The organism is Bacillus cabrialesii, from assembly GCF_004124315.2.
GTDB lineage: Bacteria > Bacillota > Bacilli > Bacillales > Bacillaceae > Bacillus > Bacillus cabrialesii.
Genome location: NZ_CP096889.1, coordinates 3044914 through 3066302, shown reverse-complemented (window position 1 = coordinate 3066302; position 21389 = coordinate 3044914). Strand labels below are relative to the sequence as shown.

Genomic DNA, 21389 nt, shown 5'->3' with positions numbered 1-21389 from the left:
GGTTCAATCGGCGTGGAGATCGCCGAATGTTGTCATGATTCCCTCTTCATCGAGTTCTTCCTCATAGCGCTCATGGGCTCTGCTTTGATAAACTGTAATTTCTTTGCCAGTGATATCTGTAGCGATGAAATTTTCATACGACTCCGTATTGCCGATATTTTCTTCAGCGTTCATCGTCATATCATCATAGCTGAGCGGAGGGTTTTCCATATCCTGCGGTGTGGATGAGTTTCCGTATTTTTCGACGTCCTGATAGGAATCTTCACTGTCATAAGGCGCTCTGATTTCTTCATCATCATCAAATTCAAATTGCCCGAAAGGCGTTTCCTCTTCGATCGGACGGTCTTTGGAAACGACATCCTGTGACGAATACTCTGCGAGCGTTGTGGCAGTCGGAAGCGCTTCAAGTCGTTCGTAAGGGATTTCCTTTCCGCTGACTTCACATATACCGTACGTACCGTTTTCTATCGCCTTTAATGAATACTCAATGTCCCGGAGATGCTCTCGCTCATGCAAGTCGAGAGCGATGTCTTTTTCACGCTCGTAAAGCTCTGTCGCCTGATCTCCGGGGTGGTTGTCGTAAGCGGAAAGCTCCCCCCACGAATCATAAGGAAAGGCTGAGTTAAGCTGAAAATGGTCATTGTCTTTGAAACGGTTTAAGATATCTTTTTTTGTTTGTTCCAGTTCATGTTTTAAATGCTGCAGCTGGTCTTTTGTAAGCATGTGATCGCCTCGTTTCTCTGTGATGCATACCTTTAGTATGAACAGATCGCCTGAGAACTTTCATAAATGGCGGGTGGAGGAATATAGGAGATTTTCCTTATATGGTAAGCGGATACAACCTTTGCTATCAGTGGAGAAAGAAATTTAAGGTTTGTTTCTTTTTCATTTCTGAAATTAGGTTTATAATAGGTAAGGCAGGCCATTTGGACTGCATGATCTGTGTGTTTGACACAAAGGAGACACAGGTGTATGGTATTAAAAGCATTTTAAGGATTATGGAGGAATGTCTCATGGTGACAACGGTGCAGCGTTCGTTCCGAAAGGAAGTACTACATGCATTACATAAAGCCAAAGAAGTCAACCATGCTGTCTTAATAAGCTATTCGAGACAAATCGAGTCTCTTGACCCTCTATCATTTTTCAACTACGGAGCAAAAAAATATACAGGCAATCGATTTTTTTGGTCAGATCCTGAAAGTGAATTGACAATAGTCGGTCTTGGCAAAGAAGCGGTTTTCCAGACAAATCAAAAAAACAGCGAGCGGTATCGCGAGGTTTTTGAACAATGGGAGCGCTTTAAAAAGACGGCTTTTCATATTTATGAAGAAGAAAAGCTGCAGCATTCTGCAGTGGGACCTGTGTTATTCGGAGGATTTTCTTTTGACCCTTGCGAAGAAAGAGGTACACAATGGAACCATTTCTCGGAAGGGGATTTCTTTGTGCCTGCGCTTATGCTGACGATGACTGCTGAAGGCCCGTTTTTAACAGTCAACAGGTGGGTAAGCGGAGAAGAAGAGGCAGAAGCTGTTTTGGAAGGGTTAAAAGCTTTTGCATCGGATTTTATGGTTCCCGGATTCGATCAAGGAGACCAAGCTCTGATTACTGCATCTGAAGAGATGGATAAGGATGATTGGCTGAAAGCAATCGAAACGGCTACAAGCCAAATTAAAGAGAAACAATATGATAAAGTGGTTCTTGCCCGGGAGCTTCTGCTTACGTTTGACGGCCCGGTCCAAATTGAACCGGTGCTTAAAACACTTCTGAATGATCAGCAGACAAGCTATGTTTTTGCTATCGAACAAAAAGGGAAAATCTTTGTCGGCGCGTCTCCGGAAAGACTGATCAAAAGAGACGGCAGCACTGTTATGTCTTCTTGTCTGGCAGGCTCCATTAAACGCGGCAGGGATGAAGAAGAAGACCGCCGGATAGGCCTTGAATTATTAAACGATGAGAAAAATCTGCTGGAGCATGATATTGTGGTAGGCATGATCCAAAACGCTTTTGAATCAAGCTGCTCTGAGATCGAAAAGCCTGACGGACCTGTCTTGTACAAAACGAAAAGCGTTCAGCACTTATTTACGCCGATTGTCGGGCAGCTTCGTGAGTCGGCATCGCTCTTTGACCTAATTGAGAAACTGCATCCGACACCGGCGCTTGGGGGAGCACCTCAGAAAAAAGCTGTTGAAGTGATTAGAGAGATCGAACCGTTATCCCGCGGCTGGTATGCGGCTCCTATTGGCTGGATTGACAGCCAGGATAACGGAGAATTCGCAGTAGCCATCCGTTCAGGGCTGATCGAAGGAAGCACAGCAAGGCTTTTTGCCGGATGCGGCATTGTGGAAGACTCCGATCCGCAATCGGAATATGAAGAAACACAGATTAAATTGAAGCCGATGATCTCTGCACTAGGAGGTGAGAGGCGTTGACAGCCAACCCGATTACTCATTACATCGGAAGTTTTATTGATGAATTCGCCCTTTCCGGAATTACGGACGCCGTCGTTTGCCCGGGCTCAAGATCTACACCGCTGGCCATTCTTGCAGCCGCGCATCCTGATATCAGCGTCCATGTCCAAATAGATGAAAGATCTGCCGGATTTTTTGCTTTAGGGCTGGCAAAAGCGAAGCAGCGTCCCGTGCTTTTGATCTGCACATCAGGAACAGCCGCGGCCAACTTTTATCCGGCTGTGATTGAAGCCCATTATTCAAGAGTGCCAATTATTGTGTTAACTGCTGATCGGCCTCACGAGCTGCGCGAAGTAGGCGCACCGCAGGCTATAAATCAGCACTTCTTATTCGGTAACTTTGTTAAGTTTTTCACAGACTCAGCTCTTCCTGAAGAGTCTCCGCATATGCTCAGATATATCCGAACGCTGGCCGGCCGCGCAGCCGGGGAAGCGCAAAAACGCCCAATGGGACCTGTGCATGTGAATGTGCCGCTGCGGGAACCGCTTATGCCGGATCTTTCAGCTGAGCCGTTTGGAAGAATGAGAACAGGCCGTCATGTGTCTGTGAAAACGGGTACGCAGTCTGTTGACCGCGAATCCCTGTCTGATGTGGGTGCAATGCTCGCAGAGGCTGAAAAGGGTATGATCGTCTGCGGAGAGCTCCATAGTGATGCGGATAAGGAAAACATTATTGCGCTGTCAAAAGCGCTTCAGTATCCGATTTTAGCTGACCCGCTGTCTAATTTGCGGAACGGTGCTCATGATAAAAGCACTGTCATTGATGCGTACGATTCATTTTTAAAAGATGATGAATTGAAATCAAATTTGCGCCCTGATGTTGTCATCCGTTTTGGGCCAATGCCTGTTTCAAAACCTGTTTTCTTATGGCTCAAGGATGATCCGGACATTCAGCAGGTTGTGATTGACGAGGATGGAGGGTGGAGAGACCCGACACAGGCAAGCGCGCATATGATTCACAGTAATGCGTCGGTTTTTGCCGAAGCAATCATGGCTGAACTTGCTGATGTGGCCAGATCATCAGAATGGCTGGAAAAGTGGCAGTTTGTCAATAGACGGTTCCGTGAGCATCTGCAAACAATCAGCAGTGAAGACGTGTCGTTTGAAGGCAATCTTTATCGCATCCTTCAGCATCTCGTGCCAGAAGACAGCTCGCTCTTTGTCGGAAATAGCATGCCGATCAGGGATGTTGATACGTTTTTTGAAAACCAGGAGCGCAATTTCCGTATTTATTCAAATCGGGGTGCAAACGGGATAGACGGTGTCGTCTCCTCCGCCATGGGGGTATGTGAAGGAACAAAAGCGCCCGTTACCCTCGTGATTGGAGATTTATCTTTTTATCATGATTTAAACGGACTGCTTGCTGCTAAAAAGCTGCACATTCCGCTAACTGTGATTCTCGTGAATAATGACGGCGGAGGGATTTTCTCATTTTTGCCGCAGGCATCTGAGAAGGCGCACTTTGAAGATTTGTTCGGCACGCCGACAGGGCTCGATTTCAAGCATGCGGCTGCACTTTACGGCGGAACGTATTCATGCCCGGCTTCGTGGGATGAATTCAAAGCAGCTTACGCGCCGCAGGCAGACAAGCCTGGACTCCATTTGATAGAAATCAAAACGAATCGCCAATCGAGAGTCCAGCTTCATCGCGATATGCTGAATGAGGCTGTGCGGGAAGTGAAAAAACAATGGGAACTGTAAGCATAACTGTTTCTGACGGTGTCCGTTATGCTATGGCAGATGAGCGGCCGAATGCTTCCGAAGCCGTCGTCTGTCTGCACGGGTTTACCGGCAGCAAGCAATCATGGAGTTTTCTTGATGCGATGCTGCCTGATACCCGTTTGATCAAAATTGATTGTTTAGGGCATGGTGAAACGGATGCCCCGCTGAATGGGAAAAGATACAGCACAAGCCGGCAAGTCTCTGACCTTGCCGAGATTTTTGATCAACTAAAACTTCACAAAGTGAAATTGATTGGGTATTCTATGGGAGGAAGACTTGCTTATTCTTTTGCGGTAGCATATCCCGAACGGGTATCGGCCCTTGTGCTTGAAAGCACAACGCCTGGGCTCAAAACGCTTGAGGAACGGCGGGATCGGATCATGCGGGACAGGAAGCTTGCTGATTTTATTTTGCGTGACGGGATTAAAGCTTTTGTGCAATATTGGGAGAATATCCCGTTGTTTTCATCCCAGCAGCGGCTGGCTGAAGATATTCGGCACAGGATACGGTCGGGCCGTCTGCGAAACAATAAGATTGGGCTTGCAAACAGTTTAACGGGCATGGGCACCGGTTCACAGCCTTCCTTGTGGAGCCGTGTAGATGAAATTGCCGTGCCTGTGCTTCTCATCTGCGGAGAGTGGGACAAAAAGTTTTGCGCCATCAATCAAGAGGTGCATAAGAAGCTTCCATCTAGTAGAATAGAGGTTGTTCCAAAAGCCGGCCATACGGTCCATGTGGAACAGCCGCGTTTTTTTGGTAAAATAGTGAGTGAGTTTTTGACAAGCTTATAACTGCACATAGAAAAATAGAGGAGGTCATATCATGGCTGTAGAATGGAAAACTGAACGGACATACGATGAAATATTGTATGAAACGTATAATGGTATTGCAAAAATAACAATCAACCGCCCTGAGGTACATAACGCGTTTACCCCCAAAACGGTTGCTGAAATGATTGATGCGTTTGCACGCGCGAGAGACGATCAAAATGTTGGAGTTATCGTGCTTGCCGGTGCCGGGGACAAAGCATTTTGTTCCGGCGGAGACCAAAAAGTGCGCGGCCACGGCGGATATGTAGGAGACGACCAAATTCCGCGTCTAAACGTACTGGATCTTCAGCGTTTAATCCGCGTCATTCCGAAACCGGTTGTTGCGATGGTATCTGGATATGCGATCGGCGGAGGCCATGTGCTTCATATCGTATGTGACTTGACAATCGCTGCTGACAACGCGATTTTCGGACAAACAGGTCCTAAAGTCGGAAGCTTTGACGCTGGCTACGGTTCTGGCTACCTTGCTCGAATCGTTGGACATAAAAAAGCCCGTGAAATCTGGTACCTGTGCCGTCAGTACAACGCACAGGAAGCGCTGGACATGGGTCTTGTCAACACAGTCGTTCCTTTGGAACAACTTGAAGAAGAAACGATTAAATGGTGTGAAGAAATGCTTGAAAAAAGCCCGACCGCACTTCGTTTTCTTAAAGCTGCGTTTAACGCGGATACAGATGGACTTGCTGGAATTCAGCAATTTGCAGGGGATGCTACCCTTCTTTACTACACGACTGATGAAGCAAAAGAAGGCCGTGATTCCTTTAAGGAAAAACGCAAACCTGATTTCGGACAGTTCCCTCGTTTCCCGTGATCAGCAATACTTAGTAAACAAACAGCTTGAGACTTTGCGGTCCAAGCTGTTTTCTTTTCAATACAGACATTTTACCTCGGAGATGATGACATGCTGACAGAACAGCCCAACTGGCTCATGCAGCGGGCACAGCTGACACCTGAGAGAATCGCTCTCATCTATGGAGACCAAACCGTTACATTTGCAGAGTTGTTTGCCGCGTCTAAGCGAATGGCGGAACAGCTTAATGCTCATTCGGTTCAAAAAGGAGATACTGCGGCTATTTTGCTCCAAAACCGTATAGAAATGGTTTACGCCGTACATGCTTGTTTTTTGCTTGGTGTTAAAGCAGTGCTTCTGAATACAAAGCTGTCAACACATGAAAGGCTGTTTCAGCTGGAGGATTCCGGCGCCCGCTTTTTACTGACAGATTCAGGCTTTGACAAAGAAGATTATGAGCATACCGTTCAAACCATTGATGTGGACGAACTGATGAAAGGTGCCGCAGAGGAAGTTGAGATCCAGGATTATATGCAATTGGATCAAACGGCAACGCTGATGTATACGTCAGGTACCACAGGCAAGCCCAAGGGGGTTCAGCAAACGTTCGGAAACCATTATTTCAGTGCGGTGTCATCCGCGCTGAATTTGGGTATAACAGAACAAGACCGCTGGCTTATCGCATTGCCGCTCTTTCACATCAGCGGATTATCCGCGTTATTTAAATCTGTGATCTATGGAATGACTGTCGTGCTTCACCAGCGCTTTTCTGTAAGCGATGTGCTGGATTCTATCAACAGGCATCAAGTGACAATGATCTCTGTGGTGCAGACAATGCTGGCCAGTCTTTTAGAAGAAACAAGCCGCTGTCCTGAAACCCTGAGATGCATTCTGCTCGGCGGAGGTCCTGCACCGCTGCCATTGCTTGAGAAGTGCCGTGAGAAAGGATTCCCCGTCTTCCAGTCATACGGAATGACAGAGACATGCTCGCAAATTGTTACCCTGTCGCCGGAATTCAGTATGGAAAAGCTCGGATCTGCGGGGAAACCGCTGTTTTCATGTGAAATCAAAATTGAACGGGACGGACAGGCGTGTAAGCCGTTTGAACACGGTGAAATTATGGTCAAAGGCCCGAATGTCATGAAGAGCTATTTTAACCGGGAGAGCGCAAACGAAGCCTCCTTTCAAAATGGCTGGCTGAAAACAGGTGATCTTGGGTATTTAGACAGCGAGGGCTTTTTATATGTACTGGACAGACGTTCAGACCTGATCATATCAGGCGGAGAAAACATTTATCCGGCTGAAGTAGAGTCAGTGCTGCTTTCACACCCTGCTGTGGCCGAAGCTGGTGTTTCAGGGGCTGAGGACAAAAAATGGGGGAAAGTGCCCCACGCCTATCTTGTCCTTCACAAGCCTGTGAGCGCAGAAGAATTGGCCGCCTACTGCAAAGAACGCTTAGCGAAGTATAAAATTCCGGCAAAATTCTTTGTGCTGGACAGCCTGCCGCGCAATGCGTCTAATAAGCTCTTGCGAAATCAGCTGAAGGATGCGCGTAAAGGAGAAATGCAATGATCGAAATTGAGAAAATTACGCTTTACCATTTGAGCATGAATTTAAAGAAACCGTTCAAAAACAGTATAGAAACGCTTCAAGAGCGTAAATTTCTGATCGTGGAAGCCATTGATACATCCGGTGTCACAGGCTGGGGAGAGGTATCTGCGTTCTCTTCGCCTTGGTACACCGAGGAAACCATTGACACATGCTTGCACATGCTAAAGGATTTTTTTATTCCCAATGTTGTCGGCCGTGAATTCACACATCCTTCCGACATCCCGGACAGTCTGGCGCGCTATAAAGGAAACCGTATGGCAAAAGCGGGGCTTGAATCGGCTGTCTGGGATATCTATGCGAAAAAGAAGGGGATGTCTCTTGCCGAGGCATTGGGCGGGACAAGAGATAAAGTACCTGCCGGGGTGGTTGTCGGCCTGGCGCCCCTTGACGATATGCTGAAGGAAATTGAGCGTTATCAAAAAGAGGGTTATCAACGAATAAAAATTAAAATTCAGCCAGGGCAGGATGTGGAATTGGTCAAGGCCATCCGCAGCCGATTCCCAAACATCCCGCTCATGGCCGATGCCAATTCTTCGTATGAACTGAAGGATATCAGCCGCTTAAAGGAGCTTGATGAGTATCATTTAATGATGATTGAGCAGCCGCTTCAAGCTGACGACATCGTTGATCACCGCCACTTGCAGAAACATTTGAAAACTGCCATTTGCCTTGATGAAAGTATTTGTTCGGCAGATGATGCGAGACGGGCGATTGAACTCGGAAGCTGCAAAATCATTAATATTAAGCCATCCCGTGTCGGCGGCTTAACAGAAGCCTTAAAAATTCATGATTTATGCAGAGAGCATCATATGCAGGTGTGGTGCGGCGGAATGCTGGAAACCGGCATTTCCAGAGCGCAAAACGTGGCGCTTGCTTCACTGCCGCAATTTACAATACCGGGTGATATATCCTCATCCTCACGCTATTGGGATGAGGATATCGTGACCCCTGATATCCGTATTGAGAATGGATTTATTTCTGTGTCAAAACAGCCTGGTTTAGGGATAGAGGTGAACCAGGACATTATGCGAAAATATGTGACCAAAATGGATGTTTTCACACAGCATGGATAAGAAAACAGCATTTTGCCATTTTGAGAGAATGTCAATGTGCTGTTATAGTAAAAGCGTTCGTTGAATACATCCCTTCTCGTTTGGACCGGCTGCTGACCCAGCCGGTTTTTTTATGCAGATTGCACTTGACAAAAGTGGACAAACGCGATAATTTTGCACGAAGGAAACTTTTTGTCCTATCTAAACAAAATATGCTTTTGGCTAATTAAATGTCACATGTCTAAGAAATAAAAACATAAGATAATACAATCGGACATTGATGGCATAGAGGAGGGAAAATATGAAACAGGGACTGATGGCAGCAGCGCTTTTGGCCTGTTTTACTTTAACGGGATGCGGAACGGATTCAGCCGGAAAAAGCGCTGATCAGCGGTTACAGGTAACGGCTACAACATCTCAAATTGCTGATGCAGCCGAAAACATCGGAGGAAAGCATGTAAAAGTCACCTCTTTAATGGGGCCGGGGGTCGATCCGCATCTTTACAAAGCCTCACAAGGGGACACTAAAAAATTAGTATCAGCTGATGTTGTACTGTACAGCGGTTTGCATTTAGAAGGGAAAATGGAGGATGTTCTCCAAAAAATAGGCGAACAAAAACAAGCAGCGGCAGTCGCAGAGAACATACCAAAAAGCAAGCTTATTTCTGCCGGAGAAGGCAAGACATACGACCCGCACGTTTGGTTCAGTATTCCGTTATGGATCTATGCGGTGGATGAAATCGAAGCGCAATTCAGCAAAGCGATGCCTGAACATGCGGATGATTTTCAGAAAAATGCCAAAGAGTACAAAGAAGATTTGCAATATTTAGATAAGTGGGCGCGCCAGGAGATCGCAAACATTCCGGAGAAAAGCCGTGTGCTTGTTACCGCTCACGATGCCTTTGCGTATTTTGGGAAAGAGTATGGTTTTCAGGTGAAAGGCCTGCAGGGACTCAGCACGGATTCGGATTACGGATTAAAGGATGTTCAGGAGCTGGTCGATCTCCTGACAGAAAAACACATAAAAGCTGTTTTTGTCGAAAGCAGCGTATCTGAAAAATCAATAAATGCAGTGGTGGAAGGCGCTAAAGAAAAAGGTCATACAGTCACAATCGGCGGTCAGCTTTATTCGGATGCCATGGGTGAAAAGGGGACAAAAGAAGGCACATACGAAGGGATGTTCCGCCACAATATCAACACCATCACTAAAGCGCTTAAATAAAGAAAAGAGGTGAAGGATATGTTCCCTGTTGAGCTCGATAATGTAACGGTCGCTTATCATAAAAAGCCTGTTCTGCAGGACATTTCGCTGCAGATCCCTGAAGGAAAACTGATTGGCATTATCGGCCCAAACGGCGCGGGAAAATCAACCTTGATTAAAACCATTCTCGGTCTTGTGCCTCGGGCTTCAGGAGACATTTCGATTTACGGCAAAGACTATAAGCATCAGCGGACAAGAATCGGATACGTCCCGCAGCGCGGCTCGGTTGACTGGGATTTCCCCACAAACGCGCTCGATGTCGTGCTTATGGGAAGATACGGCCGTATCGGTTTATTGAAAAGGCCAAAAAAAGACGATGTGGATATGGCGAAAGCTGCTTTAGCAAAAGTCGGGATGCTTGATTATGCGAAAAGGCAGATCAGCCAGCTGTCAGGCGGCCAGCAGCAGCGGGTGTTTCTTGCCCGGGCGCTTTGCCAGGACGCCGACATTTATTTTATGGATGAACCGTTTGCCGGCGTTGATGCAGCGACAGAGCGGGCAATTATGACGCTTTTGGCAGAACTCAAAGAAAAAGGAAAAACAGTACTTGTCGTCCACCATGACCTGCAGACCGCCGAGGATTATTTTGATTGGATCCTACTGCTTCATCTGCGAAAAATCGCTTTCGGACCGGCGGAAAACGTTTTTACGATCGAAAACCTGCAAAAAACGTATGGGGGAAGGCTGACGTTTCTAAAAGATAAAGTGCTGGCAGAGGGACATAAGGGGTGAGCGCATTGTTTGAAAATTTGTGGCTGCAGCTCCAGCATCCGAATACACAGTGGGTGCTGGCCGGTACGCTTTTACTCGGGGCGGCAAGCGGTGTTTTGGGCAGCTTTGTATTGCTGAGAAAGCAAAGTTTAATCGGCGATGCGATGGCTCACTCAGCTCTGCCGGGCGTCTGTCTCGCTTTTCTGTTCACCGGGCAAAAATCACTGCCTTTCTTTTTGCTGGGGGCAGCGCTTGCCGGGCTGCTCGGAACGTGGTGTATTCAGCTGATTCCTCGGCTTTCAAAAACAAAAGAGGACTCGGCGATCGGGATTGTTCTCTCTGTGTTTTTTGGGGTGGGGATCATCCTGCTGACGTATATTCAGCAGCAGGGGGCGGGAAGCCAAAGCGGGCTTGATTCTTTTTTATTCGGGCAGGCCGCTTCATTGGTCAGACAGGATATCATGCTTATTGGAGGGATATCCGCTGTTCTATTGCTTCTTTGCATTGTTTTCTTTAAGGAGTTCACATTGATTACGTTCGATCTCGCCTTTGCAAAGGGATTGGGTATGCCGGTGCGGTTTTTAAACGGGCTATTGGCTTGCCTTATCGTCTGTGCTGTCGTTATCGGGCTTCAGACAGTTGGTGTGATCTTAATGGCGGCTATGCTGATTACGCCTGCCATAGCTGCAAGATATTGGACCGAACGATTAACCGGAATGATGGTCATTGCCGCGGCCGCAGGCGGGGTCAGCGGCGTGGCCGGAACCTTGCTGAGTACGACGATGAAGGGCATGGCGACGGGGCCATTAATGATCTTATCAGCAACGACGATCTTTCTCTTTTCAATGATTTGCGCGCCTAAGCGCGGATTGGCGGCAAAAGCCATAAGACTGATAAGGCTTCGTCGCAAAACAAGCCGCGAGCAGGTGCTGCTGACGATTTATGAGCAGTATGAAAAGAATGATCTTTATGTAACGGCTGAACGTATAAGAGAGAAAAGGAGGCTATCCCTTTCATTATGCCGTAAGGTATTGAATGACTTGGAAAAAGAGAGGTGCATTGTGCGTATCGAAAACGGAGTTTGGCAAATGACACCCACTGGGATAGAAAAAGGCTATCACACAGCATTGAAGCATCGGATGTATGAAGTGTACCTCATGCACGAAATGGAGCTTGCGAATATAGAAATTGATCAGGATCATTTCGTCCCGGATTGTTTGCCTGAGGAAACGAAAGAGCGTCTTTTTTCACTCTTAAAGATGTATGGACGGATGCCTGAGCTCCGCAAAGCGTCTGCTGATGCAGAGAAGGGACAGATCGCCAATGAGTTTTGAAGCATGGATTATAGCTACCGGTGTATTAGTCGGTGTAAGCTGCGCAATGATCGGCACATTTCTCGTGTTGAGAAGAATGGCGATGCTGGCCGACGCGATCAGCCATACTGTGTTGCTTGGCATCGTCAGCGCTTTTCTAGTGACTGGAAGTCTTGACGGGATTCCTATGTTTATTGGCGCGGCCGTATCCGGACTGTTAACGGCATTTTTGGTTCAGCTGCTCGACAGCAAGGGGGTTCAATCAGATGCCGCCATTGGCGTTGTGTTTACATCTTTATTTGCGGTCGGCGTTATTTTGCTTTCAGTGTATGGCGCCAATGTCCATCTCGATATTGAACACTCGTTAATGGGAGAAATCGCTTTTGTGCCGTGGAATACGATTACAGTATTCGGAGTTGACATCGGGCCGAAAGCGTTTTGGATGCTGGCATCTGTTCTGGTTTTAAATGTATTGTTGATCGGTGTGTGCTACAAGGAGTTCAAGATCGCTTCGTTTGATCCGCAAATGGCTTTAGCTCTGGGAATACCGGTTTTGCTGATTCATTATGTGCAAATGGGCATGCTTTCGCTGACAACCGTTGCTTCCTTTGATTCGGTGGGTGCTGTATTGGTTGTGGCTATGCTGATTGTCCCGCCTGCCGCAGCCCATTTGCTGACAGACAGGCTGCTTTCTATGCTGATTCTCAGCGCGTTGATTGGCGGGTTTTCGGCCGTCATGGGCTATTTCTTCGCAACGTGGCTTAATGTTTCGATTTCCGGAGCGATGGCGGCTATGACAGGTGTATGTTATGCAGGCGCCTTTTTGTTTTCACCTTTAAACGGGGTCATAACAAAAAAATGGAGAACACTGAACATGCAAAAAGAAAGAGCCGGCTGATGCAGCTCTTTCTTTTGATTACAAGTCATGCGGCTTAAACGTTTTGCAGTCTGTTTCCTTGCTGTTCTCAGCCGTTTCACCAGTATGGCTGACAACATAAATGGCATCAGCGGTGCATTTGTTTCCTTTGCCCCAATAAGAACAGTTGTTGACTTCGCATAGAATTTTCTGCTCCATGCCATCCCCTCCTTATAAAGGTTCTGGCTTAGTATAGCCGGCGTGCTTATGCTCTATTCCTCTTGGCGGATATACCGTTTATCTCGCATAAACATTTTCCAGAAGAAATAAAAGCCTGGAAAGAGAATGATAAATGCTACGATATACGTCGCAAACAGCGCTCTGAACGTCGCTGGCTCTGTGAAGCCCGACATAACTGTCACATCGGGATAAATCATATACGGGAGATGCGCCCGCCCGTACGCGTAGCTTGCGAGAAAATACTGTATCGCAATCGCGATAAGTGCAAGCCGCGGCTTTCCGATGTTTTGGCCGAAGCTCTTGTTAGGCAGAAAAAGAGCGATTCCCGCTATGACAAATGTAATGAACGATGCGATAATCCAAGAGAAATCCTTCAGCATACCGCTGTACAGCCAGTTTGCTTCATTCCGCATTGTCAGCATAATGCACACAGCAAACAGGAGTGAAATCGGGCCGGTAATCATGGCGCTTTTTCTGTAAGCGCGGTACGCGTCCTGTTCCTCCGCCACGTTTGAAAAATCAGCAAGCAGCAGCGAGGATAAAAATAAGGTGCTTAAAATCGCAAACCCGATAAATGCATAAGCGTTCGGGCTTGAAAAGATTTTAGACATATTCAAGTTATAGATTCCGTCCGTTTTTTCTATAAACCCTCCGTGTGTGACAGGAAGCACCAAAATTAAAACAGCAGGGATGATAAAGCCGGAGATGCCGGAAATATATCTTAGCGTTTTTCGCTCTTTGGCTGTGTTTGAAAAAACGAGAAATCCGCTTCGGATCGCTAAAAGCAGTAAAATTATGCTGCCGGGAATTAATAAAACGGTTCCAAGTACAAATGTCGCGCCAGGAAAAAAGCTGAAAAGCGCCACAACGATGGCCACAATAAAGACGTTTGTGACCTCCCAAGTCGGCGACAGAAAGCGGTTCGCAATATCGGTGGCCTTCATGTGCTCCTTGTTTAAATAGATCATAGACCAAAATCCCGCTCCGAAATCCATTGTCGCCATGACGGCGTAAATAAACACAAAGCCCCAGATGATTGAGATGGCGATCAGAGCGTCAGTTGAAATGTCCATTTGTCGATCTTCCTTCCATTTGGTTTCCTGTTTGCGGAGCCATTATGACTCCGCTGTATTTAAATCTTCGTCAACCGGGTGTTTTCGGAAATAGTACAGCAGCACGTAGACGACAGCTGCGCCTAACACGGCGTAAACAAATGTGAAAAATAAGAAGAGCACCCCGATCGAGCCAGTCGTTGTCACCACATCCGACGTTTTAAGGAGATGATAGATGACCCACGGCTGCCTCCCCGTACAGGCGAAAATCCAGCCGAATTCAATGCCGATGAGACTAAAAGGGCCTGCTGTCATGAAAATGACCAAAAGCCACGTTGGGAAACGGTCTTTCTTGAGCACCTTTCTCCAGACCACTCCGATAATGGAATAAAGAATTAGCAGCATGCCTACTCCGACCATTGCATTAAACAGCGTGTGAATGAAAAGCGGCGGCCATTCATCTCTCGGAAACGCGTTTAATCCCTTTACAACAGTGTCAAAACGGTTTGCTGCCAGAAAGCTTAACGCCCATGGAATCTCGATGGCCCACTTTACTTTTTCTTCATTCGGGTCGGTAAAACCGCCGATGGCGAGCGGAGCGTGGGATCTTGTTTCAAACAGGCCTTCCGCACCGGCTAATTTTTCGGGCTGGTATTCGTACAGCATCTGTGCAGACTCGTGTCCGTTCAAAGCGGTCAGCAATGAAAAAATGCCGCCGATTGTCAGTGCGAGCAAAAGGGCTTTCCGGTGAAAGCGATAGACCTTTTCCTTTTTTCTTGTCCGGATCATTTTATATGCAGCCACAGAAGCCACGATAAACGCTCCCGTCATAAATGCCGATAAAACGACATGGCCCGCAGTGATAAAAAAGCTTGGGTTGAAGAACGCGGCCCACGGATCAACATCTGTGATTTTTCCGTTTAAAATTTTAAAACCTGCCGGAGTTCCTTCAAAGGCATGGACATTCGTGATCAGAACAGCCGACGCTGCGGCCCCGACTAACACAAAGAAAACCGCCACAATTCTCATAGCCGGTGACAAGCGGTCTGCGGCGTATACATAAATCGACATGAAAAGGGCTTCAACAAAAAAAGCATAGATCTCAATTTGAAACGGCAGGGACATGACCCGGCCGATGACTTCCATAAATCCCGGCCATAAAAGCGCGAGCTGAGTGCCCGCAATCGTTCCGGTCGGTATGGCGACCCCCAGCAATACGGCTTGGGCTTTCGTCCATCTTTTCGCCATGATTGCATAATGGTCATCTTTCGTTTTTTGATAGATCAATTCCGCCACTAAAATCATGAGCGGCAGCCCGACTCCAAGCGTTGCGAAAATGATATGAAAGCCCATTGTCGTACCAAAAAGGCTTCTGGCCAAAACTAAATCATCCACAATCGTAAACCACCTTTCTCAAAAGACGTTTCTGTATGTATTTTGGGTTTATTATTTGCTTCCTCGGTTAGATTATTCTTCCTATTCTTAAATACCATGGGTTTACGATGTGAAAACGCAGGGAAGGATGTAAGGAGATTGACAAAACGTTTGTGAGGATATAAAATAAAACGTAATAATTACGATTTAAAGAAAGGAGATAGACATGAAAGAAGGAATTCATCCAAAGAACCACAAAGTCATATTTCAGGATGTCAACAGCGGCTACCGTTTTCTCAGCACCTCTACCAAAACATCTAATGAAACAGCAGAGTGGGAAGACGGCAACACATATCCGGTCATTAAAGTGGAGGTCAGCTCTGACACGCATCCGTTTTACACAGGCCGCCAGAAATTCAATGAAAAAGGCGGAAGGGTCGAGCAGTTCAAAAAACGCTATAACATGGGGAAATAAGGCAGACCTTGAGGGTTTGTCTTTTTTTCTTGCCCAGTTTCATTTTGATAAGATGACGAATAGACAGATGCTGTGATATATTGAAGAGAAAAAAGACAAGGAAGGAATACAAGTAGCTATGAGCCTGCTAAATGATATTCTTGAATTTAACAAGACTTTCACTGAACAAAAGGAATATGAAAAGTATCAGACCTCAAAATTTCCTGATAAAAAAATGGCGATTCTTTCTTGCATGGATACTCGTTTGGTTGAATTGCTGCCGCATTCGATGAATATGCGAAACGGTGATGTGAAAATCATTAAAAGTGCCGGTGCGCTTGTGACACACCCCTTCGGAAGCATCATGAGAAGTTTACTCGTCGCAGTGTACGAGCTGAACGCCGATGAGGTATGTGTGATCGGTCATCACGATTGCGGCATGAGCAAAATCAGCAGCAAAAGCATGCTTAATAGAATCAAAGAAAGAGGAATTCCGGAGGAACGCATCGAAACATTAAAGTACTCCGGTGTTGACTTTGATCAATGGTTTAAAAGCTTTGATTCAGTAGAAGCAAGTGTGAAAGACAGTGTAGAAGTCATTAAACATCATCCGCTGTTCCCGGAAAACGTTCCAGTCCATGGACTAGTTATTGATCCTGAAACAGGAAAACTGGATCTTGTCGTAAACGGCTATAACGCTTAATGTTTTCGTTTCTTTTCAGGAACGGGATCGACTCCTCCCGGATGGAACGGGTGGCATTTCAAAATCCGTTTGATTGTCAGCCAGCCCCCTTTTAAAGCCCCATGTGTTTTAATCGCTTCGATTCCATATTGGGAGCAAGTCGGATAAAAGCGGCATGTTGGCGGCGTCAGCGGCGAGATGAATTTTTGATATCCTCTGATCAGACCGATAAATAGCGTTTTCATATTTCATTCAGCAACCTTTCTGATGCAAGTATAAGAAAAAAAACGCAGATTGAAAAGTTATTCGATTATTCTTATCGGAAAGGTATGTTATAATGAATGTACATTTTTAGAAAAGGGAGAGTGCCATTATGCCTTCAGTAGAAAGTTTTGAGCTTGATCATAATGCGGTTGTTGCTCCATATGTAAGACATTGCGGCGTGCATAAAGTGGGAACAGACGGCGTTGTAAATAAATTCGATATTCGTTTTTGCCAGCCAAATAAACAAGCGATGAAGCCTGACACCATTCACACACTTGAGCATTTGCTCGCGTTTACGATTCGTTCTCATGCAGAGAAATATGATCATTTTGATATCATTGATATCTCTCCAATGGGCTGCCAGACCGGTTATTATCTTGTTGTGAGCGGAGAGCCGACACCAGCGGAAATCGTTGATCTGCTTGAAGACACAATGAAGGAAGCGGTAGAGATTACCGAAATTCCGGCTGCGAATGAAAAGCAGTGCGGCCAAGCGAAGCTTCATGATCTGGAAGGCGCTAAACGGTTAATGCGTTTCTGGCTGTCACAGGATAAAGAAGAATTGCTAAAAGTATTTGGTTAAACAGAAAAGGCCTTTTTGCGCTTAAGCAAAAAGGTCTTTTTTGTGACGTCTTATATTTTGTGTACCATTTGCTGTAAGCGTTTGCTACTATTTAGGTAAACGATGAAAGGATGATGGCATGAAGAAGATGTTGGTTGTGCTGCTTTTCTCTGCTTTTTTGCTGAATGGATGCGGGTCTGGTGAGGACAAAGCGAATACAGCTGAGACGCCGGAGGTATTGGATGTTAAGCTGACAGGCCCTGAAAAAGTAAATCCCGGAGAAAGCGCCGCATATGAAGCGGCGGTATCATATGGTGACGAAGCAGTGACGGATGCCGATGAAGTGGAGTTTGAGGTGTGGAAAGAAGGAGAAAAAGACGCCAGCCAAATGTTTAAAGCAAAGCAAGAAAAAGGCGTATACCGATTAGACACAACGTTTAAAGAAGATGGTGTGTACACTGTCCAATCCCATGTCACAGCAAAAAAACAGCATAGCATGCCGACCTTAAAAGTCCAAGTCGGAGACGCCGATGCTGCCAGCAATCACTCTGAAGACGAGCCATCACATCATCATTGATTTTTTGAATCAGAACGAGTTTCTTGCGGAGGATCAATGGTGTGCTTTACATTATAGGCTTTCACAGTCGTCCAAATGGTGACAAGCAAAACAGCCAGCACAATCAATATGCTTACGGTAATGAGAAGCGTCAATGATATTCCACCTCCCGTTTTTTAACAATTGTAGCATAGTAGAAGAAATCATGACAGTTAAGGGGGAAAAAGAGGTTTTAACGTACGATATAAAGGGTATACATAGTCATATAACAAGGAGGAAGATAATCATGTCAGAACAATTGATTCAAGCAGTGAACAAACAAGTAGCCAACTGGACAGTCATGTATGTGAAACTACATAATTATCACTGGTATGTGAAAGGGAAAGATTTCTTCACTCTTCATGAAAAGTTTGAGGAGCTGTATAACGAAACGGCAACTTATATTGATGACTTAGCAGAACGTCTTTTGGCGCTGAATGGAAAACCGATTGCGACAATGAAGGAATCCTTGGAAACGGCTTCTGTAAAAGAAGCGGCAGGAAATGAAACGGCTGAGCAAATGGTGCAAAGCGTATATGATGATTTCACAGTCATCGCGGAAGAACTGAAAAACGGCATGGATTTAGCTGATGAAGTCGGTGATGAAACAACAGGGGACATGCTTCTTGCGATCCATCAAAATATTGAAAAACACAACTGGATGCTGAAAGCATACCTGGGTTAAATCCAAAAAAGAAAGGCCGGATGTCTTATAAAAGACGTCCGGCTTTTGATTTTTTGCAGACGAAAAAATAGGCGACAACCAGTCCATTTTTCTGAAAAATCCAATCCGTTCGGCTTGTTTTCCATAGAATATCGTAAGGCCGTTTCTGTGAAAGGATGTTGGGATAAATGGATAGAGACTTTGGCATCTTTTCGTTTTTAGCAGTCAGCGTTTCAGCAGCGGGTTTTTTCTTTGGAGGTTTTCAGTATTCATTTCTGATTTTGCTTTCTCTTATGGCAATTGAATTTATCAGTACGACCTTGAAGGAAACGATTATTCACAAACTGGCGTTTAAAAAGGTATTTGCCCGGCTTGTCAAAAAATTAGTCACGCTGGCTCTGATCTCTGTATGCCACTTTTTTGATCAGCTGCTGAATACACAGGGGTCAATACGTGACTTGGCCATTATGTTTTATATTCTTTATGAATCTGTGCAAATCGTAGTGACAGCCAGCTCTCTCGGCATACCGGTGCCTCAGATGCTTGTCGATCTTTTAGAAACGTTAAAAAATAAATTCAAGCGCAAACCGTAACTTTTCCCTGTTCGCGGGTCATAATAAAGCCCAGAGCGTCAGTCGCACATTCTGGAAAAAGGCACGGCAAAAAACTGTACGAGCTGGTCTGCAAGCCTTAGACCTTGGCGGCGTGCTGGGTTTCCCTTATTTTTTGATAAAAGGCTTCCGAAGAAACATAACTGTGGTATGATGTATGGAAGATAGCTAGGAACGGATTTGAGGGATAAACATGTACGAGTTTAAAGATTATTATCAGAATACTGTTCAGCTTTCCTTTGACGATCAGCCTTTCTCGGACAGCCCGAAGCATGTCTGGGTGATTTGCCGTTTTGGCGGCAAATGGCTACTAACAGAACATGAGGACAGAGGCTATGAGTTTCCGGGCGGGAAAGTAGAGCCGATGGAGTGCGCAGAAGAGGCGGCGCTCCGGGAAGTAAAGGAAGAGACGGGTGCGAGAGTGAAAAGCCTCAAGTACCTCGGACAGTATAAAGTTCTCGGTAAAGAAAAAGTGATTGTGAAAAATATATATTTTGCAGATATAGAAAAGCTTGAAAAGCAAGCTGATTACTTCGAAACGAAAGGCCCGGTTTTGTTTCATGAGCTTCCGGAAAACCTTTCCCGCAATAAAAAATTCAGCTTTATTATGAAGGATTCCGTTCTCCCGATCAGTTTGAAAAAACTAAAAGAATCTGGATGGATCGAATGAAAAACCCGGCACATGTGCCGGGTTTTTTATGTCCTGCCCTTCGTCCATTTCTTTTCTAGCAGCTCGACGCCCTGATACATCAGAGTGGCGAATATGGCGATGATCAGCAGGCTTAAGAAGACGAGCGTAAAATTGAAGACTTGGAAACCGTAAATAATCATATATCCTAATCCGACCTTAGAGACAAGGAATTCCCCTACAATGACGCCAACCCATGATAACCCGACGTTTACTTTCAGTGTTGAAATGATAGCGGGGGAGGATGCGGGCAGAATCACTTCTTTAAAAATGACCCATTTTTTGGCGCCGAATGTTTTCATTACTTTTATATAGTTTTCGTCAACCTCCTGAAAGGCGGTGTACACAACGATGGTTGTGATAATGACGCTGATGATGGCCCCCATTGCAATAATGCTGATAAAACTAGGGCCGAGCGCGACAATCAGGATCGGGCCCAGTGCCACTTTCGGCATTGCATTCAAAATAACGAGATACGGATCTAAAACCCTGGCAAGCCTATTGGACCACCATAACAAAGCAGCGAGACATGTGCCCATAAACGTCCCAAGCAAAAAGCCAAGCACCGTTTCAAATAAAGTGACGCCGATATGTGACAGTAAAGACCCGTCACTCAGTTTCTCCAGCAATAAACGCCATACGGATGACGGAGAACTGAAGATCAGCGGATCAATCCACCCGAGCCTGCTGGACATTTCCCAACCTGAGAAAAAGAGGATAAATATGGCAATCTGGAAAGAATGGACATTCCATTTTTCCTTTTTCTGTTTGAATTGATATTGCTCGTGAAGCAGATCAATGGTTTCTTTGCTGTTTCTCAAGAGAATTCAACTCCTTCCATATCGTTTGAAACAGCGTCTGGAAGGATGGCTCCTGGCGGGCGTCAAAAGGCATCATGGCGGACAATTCTTTAGGAATGGTGAAAATCTGATGGATGGTGCCCGGCTGGTTTGAAAATAAAAAGATCGTATCGCTCATCGCTATCGCTTCCCCAATATCATGAGTGACAAGCACTGCTGTTTTTTGATACTCCTTTAATGTGCGGAATACCAGGTTTTCCAATGACAGCTTTGTCTGAAAATCAAGCGCGGAAAATGGCTCATCCAGCAAAAGCAGACTTGGATCTGGCGCTAGAGTTCTTGCAAGCGCGGCCCGCTGGCGCATTCCGCCTGACAGCTCTTTCGGGTATTTTTTCTCCACATCTATAAGGCCGAACTCCGGCAATAGACCGAGTGCAGCGGCCTTGCTTTCTTCTGTCAGCGTGTCGGCGATTTTTAATCCGAGAAGCACATTTTCCTCGATAGATTTCCAGGGAAATAAGTAATCCTGCTGAAGCATGTAGCCGATGTTATGTTCTTTTTGATTCGGTTCACGGCCATCAATCAGAACTCTGCCTTCCGATGGCTCAATCAGCCCGGCAATAATGGAAAGCAGTGTTGTTTTTCCGCAGCCGCTTGGGCCTAGAAATGAAATGAAATCGCCTTTTTCGGCATCGAAATGAATATCCCGCACGGCCGTCGTTTTTTCTTTAACAGAAAAATAAGTATGGGTTACATGGTCGACATGTAAGAAAGACATAGATGGCGCCTC

At 45.9% G+C, this 21389-nt stretch carries 25 protein-coding genes; 17 read left to right on the top strand and 8 right to left on the bottom strand.

Annotated features, from left to right (window positions below):
* Nucleotides 1-3: 3 nt before the first annotated feature.
* Nucleotides 4-723 (bottom strand): yteA family sporulation protein, encoded by a 720-nt coding sequence (locus tag EFK13_RS15675; RefSeq protein WP_064816799.1) that lies wholly within the window; start codon nucleotides 721-723, stop codon nucleotides 4-6.
* Nucleotides 724-1013: 290 nt separating this feature from the next.
* Between EFK13_RS15675 and EFK13_RS15670 the strand changes: the two genes are divergently transcribed.
* The 10 genes from EFK13_RS15670 (at nucleotide 1014) to mntD (ending at nucleotide 12655) form a co-directional block, all read left to right on the top strand.
* The gene (locus EFK13_RS15670) at nucleotides 1014-2429 is read left to right on the top strand and encodes an isochorismate synthase (RefSeq protein WP_129507822.1); all 1416 of its coding nucleotides are present in this window, start codon (nucleotides 1014-1016) and stop codon (nucleotides 2427-2429) included.
* Nucleotides 2426-4168 (top strand): 2-succinyl-5-enolpyruvyl-6-hydroxy-3-cyclohexene-1-carboxylic-acid synthase, encoded by a 1743-nt coding sequence (gene menD, locus EFK13_RS15665; protein ID WP_129507823.1) that lies wholly within the window; start codon nucleotides 2426-2428, stop codon nucleotides 4166-4168. Before EFK13_RS15670 ends, menD begins: the two co-directional genes overlap by 4 nt.
* A complete protein-coding gene (menH, locus tag EFK13_RS15660) occupies nucleotides 4156-4980 on the top strand; it encodes a 2-succinyl-6-hydroxy-2,4-cyclohexadiene-1-carboxylate synthase (RefSeq protein ID WP_129507824.1) in 825 nt (274 codons plus the stop codon). Before menD ends, menH begins: the two co-directional genes overlap by 13 nt.
* A 31-nt stretch (nucleotides 4981-5011) precedes the next feature.
* Nucleotides 5012-5830 carry a 1,4-dihydroxy-2-naphthoyl-CoA synthase gene (gene menB, locus EFK13_RS15655; protein ID WP_010329489.1) on the top strand — a complete coding sequence of 273 codons (819 nt, stop codon included), beginning with the start codon at nucleotides 5012-5014 and terminating at the stop codon, nucleotides 5828-5830.
* 90 nt (nucleotides 5831-5920) lie between these two features.
* Nucleotides 5921-7381, top strand: coding sequence for an o-succinylbenzoate--CoA ligase (locus EFK13_RS15650; protein WP_129507825.1), 1461 nt, complete (start codon nucleotides 5921-5923; stop codon nucleotides 7379-7381).
* A complete protein-coding gene (gene menC / locus EFK13_RS15645) occupies nucleotides 7378-8493 on the top strand; it encodes an o-succinylbenzoate synthase (protein WP_129507826.1) in 1116 nt (371 codons plus the stop codon). Before EFK13_RS15650 ends, menC begins: the two co-directional genes overlap by 4 nt.
* 280 nt (nucleotides 8494-8773) lie before the next feature.
* Nucleotides 8774-9694 (top strand): metal ABC transporter solute-binding protein, Zn/Mn family, encoded by a 921-nt coding sequence (locus EFK13_RS15640; RefSeq protein ID WP_129507827.1) that lies wholly within the window; start codon nucleotides 8774-8776, stop codon nucleotides 9692-9694.
* 18 nt (nucleotides 9695-9712) lie between these two features.
* Nucleotides 9713-10465, top strand: a complete 753-nt coding sequence (mntB, locus tag EFK13_RS15635) for a manganese ABC transporter ATP-binding protein MntB (RefSeq protein ID WP_129507828.1) — start codon at nucleotides 9713-9715, stop codon at nucleotides 10463-10465.
* Between the two features lie 5 nt (nucleotides 10466-10470).
* Nucleotides 10471-11778, top strand: coding sequence for a metal ABC transporter permease (locus EFK13_RS15630; RefSeq protein WP_129507829.1), 1308 nt, complete (start codon nucleotides 10471-10473; stop codon nucleotides 11776-11778).
* Nucleotides 11768-12655, top strand: a complete 888-nt coding sequence (gene mntD, locus EFK13_RS15625; RefSeq protein ID WP_129507830.1) for a manganese ABC transporter permease MntD — start codon at nucleotides 11768-11770, stop codon at nucleotides 12653-12655. The genes EFK13_RS15630 and mntD overlap by 11 nt, the downstream gene beginning before the upstream one ends.
* A gap of 18 nt (nucleotides 12656-12673) precedes the next feature.
* On the opposite strand, the gene EFK13_RS15620 is transcribed toward mntD, so the two are convergent.
* Genes EFK13_RS15620 through EFK13_RS15610 form a run of 3 tightly spaced genes read right to left on the bottom strand, consistent with a single transcriptional unit; the run spans nucleotide 12674 to nucleotide 15300 of the window.
* Nucleotides 12674-12832: a DUF1540 domain-containing protein gene (locus EFK13_RS15620; RefSeq protein ID WP_032682083.1), complete on the bottom strand. Its 159-nt coding sequence runs from the start codon at nucleotides 12830-12832 to the stop codon at nucleotides 12674-12676.
* 53 nt (nucleotides 12833-12885) lie between these two features.
* Nucleotides 12886-13926: a cytochrome d ubiquinol oxidase subunit II gene (locus EFK13_RS15615; RefSeq protein WP_129507831.1), complete on the bottom strand. Its 1041-nt coding sequence runs from the start codon at nucleotides 13924-13926 to the stop codon at nucleotides 12886-12888.
* A 42-nt stretch (nucleotides 13927-13968) separates the two neighbouring features.
* Nucleotides 13969-15300 (bottom strand): cytochrome ubiquinol oxidase subunit I, encoded by a 1332-nt coding sequence (locus EFK13_RS15610; RefSeq protein WP_003229073.1) that lies wholly within the window; start codon nucleotides 15298-15300, stop codon nucleotides 13969-13971.
* Nucleotides 15301-15505: 205 nt separating this feature from the next.
* Here EFK13_RS15610 and EFK13_RS15605 point away from each other — a divergent pair, with 205 nt between their 5' ends.
* The gene (locus tag EFK13_RS15605; RefSeq protein ID WP_003219346.1) at nucleotides 15506-15754 is read left to right on the top strand and encodes a type B 50S ribosomal protein L31; all 249 of its coding nucleotides are present in this window, start codon (nucleotides 15506-15508) and stop codon (nucleotides 15752-15754) included.
* A 118-nt stretch (nucleotides 15755-15872) separates the two neighbouring features.
* Nucleotides 15873-16436: a beta-class carbonic anhydrase gene (locus EFK13_RS15600; protein ID WP_129507832.1), complete on the top strand. Its 564-nt coding sequence runs from the start codon at nucleotides 15873-15875 to the stop codon at nucleotides 16434-16436.
* Here EFK13_RS15600 and yidD read toward each other — a convergent pair.
* Nucleotides 16433-16660: a membrane protein insertion efficiency factor YidD gene (gene yidD, locus EFK13_RS15595; RefSeq protein ID WP_024714693.1), complete on the bottom strand. Its 228-nt coding sequence runs from the start codon at nucleotides 16658-16660 to the stop codon at nucleotides 16433-16435. The two genes, EFK13_RS15600 and yidD, sit on opposite strands and share 4 nt — an antisense overlap.
* 128 nt (nucleotides 16661-16788) lie before the next feature.
* On the opposite strand from yidD, the gene EFK13_RS15590 reads away from it, so the two are divergent.
* Nucleotides 16789-17262: an S-ribosylhomocysteine lyase gene (locus EFK13_RS15590; protein ID WP_014114882.1), complete on the top strand. Its 474-nt coding sequence runs from the start codon at nucleotides 16789-16791 to the stop codon at nucleotides 17260-17262.
* Between the two features lie 118 nt (nucleotides 17263-17380).
* Nucleotides 17381-17818: a FixH family protein gene (locus EFK13_RS15585; protein WP_129507833.1), complete on the top strand. Its 438-nt coding sequence runs from the start codon at nucleotides 17381-17383 to the stop codon at nucleotides 17816-17818.
* On the opposite strand, the gene ytzI is transcribed toward EFK13_RS15585, so the two are convergent.
* Nucleotides 17812-17952 (bottom strand): YtzI protein, encoded by a 141-nt coding sequence (gene ytzI / locus EFK13_RS15580; RefSeq protein ID WP_064816814.1) that lies wholly within the window; start codon nucleotides 17950-17952, stop codon nucleotides 17812-17814. The genes EFK13_RS15585 and ytzI overlap by 7 nt on opposite strands.
* Nucleotides 17953-18083: 131 nt before the next feature.
* Here ytzI and EFK13_RS15575 point away from each other — a divergent pair, with 131 nt between their 5' ends.
* The 3 genes from EFK13_RS15575 (at nucleotide 18084) to ytkD (ending at nucleotide 19781) form a co-directional block, all read left to right on the top strand.
* The gene (locus EFK13_RS15575) at nucleotides 18084-18521 is read left to right on the top strand and encodes a Dps family protein (protein ID WP_003229083.1); all 438 of its coding nucleotides are present in this window, start codon (nucleotides 18084-18086) and stop codon (nucleotides 18519-18521) included.
* A 167-nt stretch (nucleotides 18522-18688) separates the two neighbouring features.
* Nucleotides 18689-19093: a phage holin family protein gene (locus tag EFK13_RS15570; RefSeq protein ID WP_014114879.1), complete on the top strand. Its 405-nt coding sequence runs from the start codon at nucleotides 18689-18691 to the stop codon at nucleotides 19091-19093.
* Nucleotides 19094-19304: 211 nt separating this feature from the next.
* Complete coding sequence (gene ytkD, locus EFK13_RS15565; protein WP_003229087.1) at nucleotides 19305-19781, top strand: RNA deprotection pyrophosphohydrolase; 477 nt, start codon at nucleotides 19305-19307, stop codon at nucleotides 19779-19781.
* 26 nt (nucleotides 19782-19807) lie between these two features.
* Here ytkD and EFK13_RS15560 read toward each other — a convergent pair whose 3' ends face one another.
* Nucleotides 19808-20620 carry an ABC transporter permease gene (locus EFK13_RS15560; protein ID WP_129507834.1) on the bottom strand — a complete coding sequence of 271 codons (813 nt, stop codon included), beginning with the start codon at nucleotides 20618-20620 and terminating at the stop codon, nucleotides 19808-19810.
* A complete protein-coding gene (locus EFK13_RS15555; protein ID WP_129507835.1) occupies nucleotides 20595-21377 on the bottom strand; it encodes an ABC transporter ATP-binding protein in 783 nt (260 codons plus the stop codon). The genes EFK13_RS15560 and EFK13_RS15555 overlap by 26 nt, the downstream gene beginning before the upstream one ends.
* Nucleotides 21378-21389 lie beyond the last annotated feature (12 nt).

What these genes read in the sequence shown, in the direction of transcription:
- EFK13_RS15675 (WP_064816799.1), bottom strand. Translation starts at nt 723, where the DNA reads ATGCTTACAAAAGACCAGCTGCAGCATTTAAAACATGAACTGGAACAA.
- EFK13_RS15670 (WP_129507822.1), top strand. Translation starts at nt 1,014, where the DNA reads ATGGTGACAACGGTGCAGCGTTCGTTCCGAAAGGAAGTACTACATGCA.
- menH (WP_129507824.1), top strand. Translation starts at nt 4,156, where the DNA reads ATGGGAACTGTAAGCATAACTGTTTCTGACGGTGTCCGTTATGCTATG.
- menB (WP_010329489.1), top strand. Translation starts at nt 5,012, where the DNA reads ATGGCTGTAGAATGGAAAACTGAACGGACATACGATGAAATATTGTAT.
- EFK13_RS15650 (WP_129507825.1), top strand. Translation starts at nt 5,921, where the DNA reads ATGCTGACAGAACAGCCCAACTGGCTCATGCAGCGGGCACAGCTGACA.
- menC (WP_129507826.1), top strand. Translation starts at nt 7,378, where the DNA reads ATGATCGAAATTGAGAAAATTACGCTTTACCATTTGAGCATGAATTTA.
- EFK13_RS15640 (WP_129507827.1), top strand. Translation starts at nt 8,774, where the DNA reads ATGAAACAGGGACTGATGGCAGCAGCGCTTTTGGCCTGTTTTACTTTA.
- mntB (WP_129507828.1), top strand. Translation starts at nt 9,713, where the DNA reads ATGTTCCCTGTTGAGCTCGATAATGTAACGGTCGCTTATCATAAAAAG.
- mntD (WP_129507830.1), top strand. Translation starts at nt 11,768, where the DNA reads ATGAGTTTTGAAGCATGGATTATAGCTACCGGTGTATTAGTCGGTGTA.
- EFK13_RS15620 (WP_032682083.1), bottom strand. Translation starts at nt 12,832, where the DNA reads ATGGAGCAGAAAATTCTATGCGAAGTCAACAACTGTTCTTATTGGGGC.
- EFK13_RS15615 (WP_129507831.1), bottom strand. Translation starts at nt 13,926, where the DNA reads ATGGACATTTCAACTGACGCTCTGATCGCCATCTCAATCATCTGGGGC.
- EFK13_RS15605 (WP_003219346.1), top strand. Translation starts at nt 15,506, where the DNA reads ATGAAAGAAGGAATTCATCCAAAGAACCACAAAGTCATATTTCAGGAT.
- EFK13_RS15600 (WP_129507832.1), top strand. Translation starts at nt 15,873, where the DNA reads ATGAGCCTGCTAAATGATATTCTTGAATTTAACAAGACTTTCACTGAA.
- yidD (WP_024714693.1), bottom strand. Translation starts at nt 16,660, where the DNA reads ATGAAAACGCTATTTATCGGTCTGATCAGAGGATATCAAAAATTCATC.
- EFK13_RS15590 (WP_014114882.1), top strand. Translation starts at nt 16,789, where the DNA reads ATGCCTTCAGTAGAAAGTTTTGAGCTTGATCATAATGCGGTTGTTGCT.
- EFK13_RS15585 (WP_129507833.1), top strand. Translation starts at nt 17,381, where the DNA reads ATGAAGAAGATGTTGGTTGTGCTGCTTTTCTCTGCTTTTTTGCTGAAT.
- EFK13_RS15575 (WP_003229083.1), top strand. Translation starts at nt 18,084, where the DNA reads ATGTCAGAACAATTGATTCAAGCAGTGAACAAACAAGTAGCCAACTGG.
- EFK13_RS15570 (WP_014114879.1), top strand. Translation starts at nt 18,689, where the DNA reads ATGGATAGAGACTTTGGCATCTTTTCGTTTTTAGCAGTCAGCGTTTCA.
- ytkD (WP_003229087.1), top strand. Translation starts at nt 19,305, where the DNA reads ATGTACGAGTTTAAAGATTATTATCAGAATACTGTTCAGCTTTCCTTT.
- EFK13_RS15555 (WP_129507835.1), bottom strand. Translation starts at nt 21,377, where the DNA reads ATGTCTTTCTTACATGTCGACCATGTAACCCATACTTATTTTTCTGTT.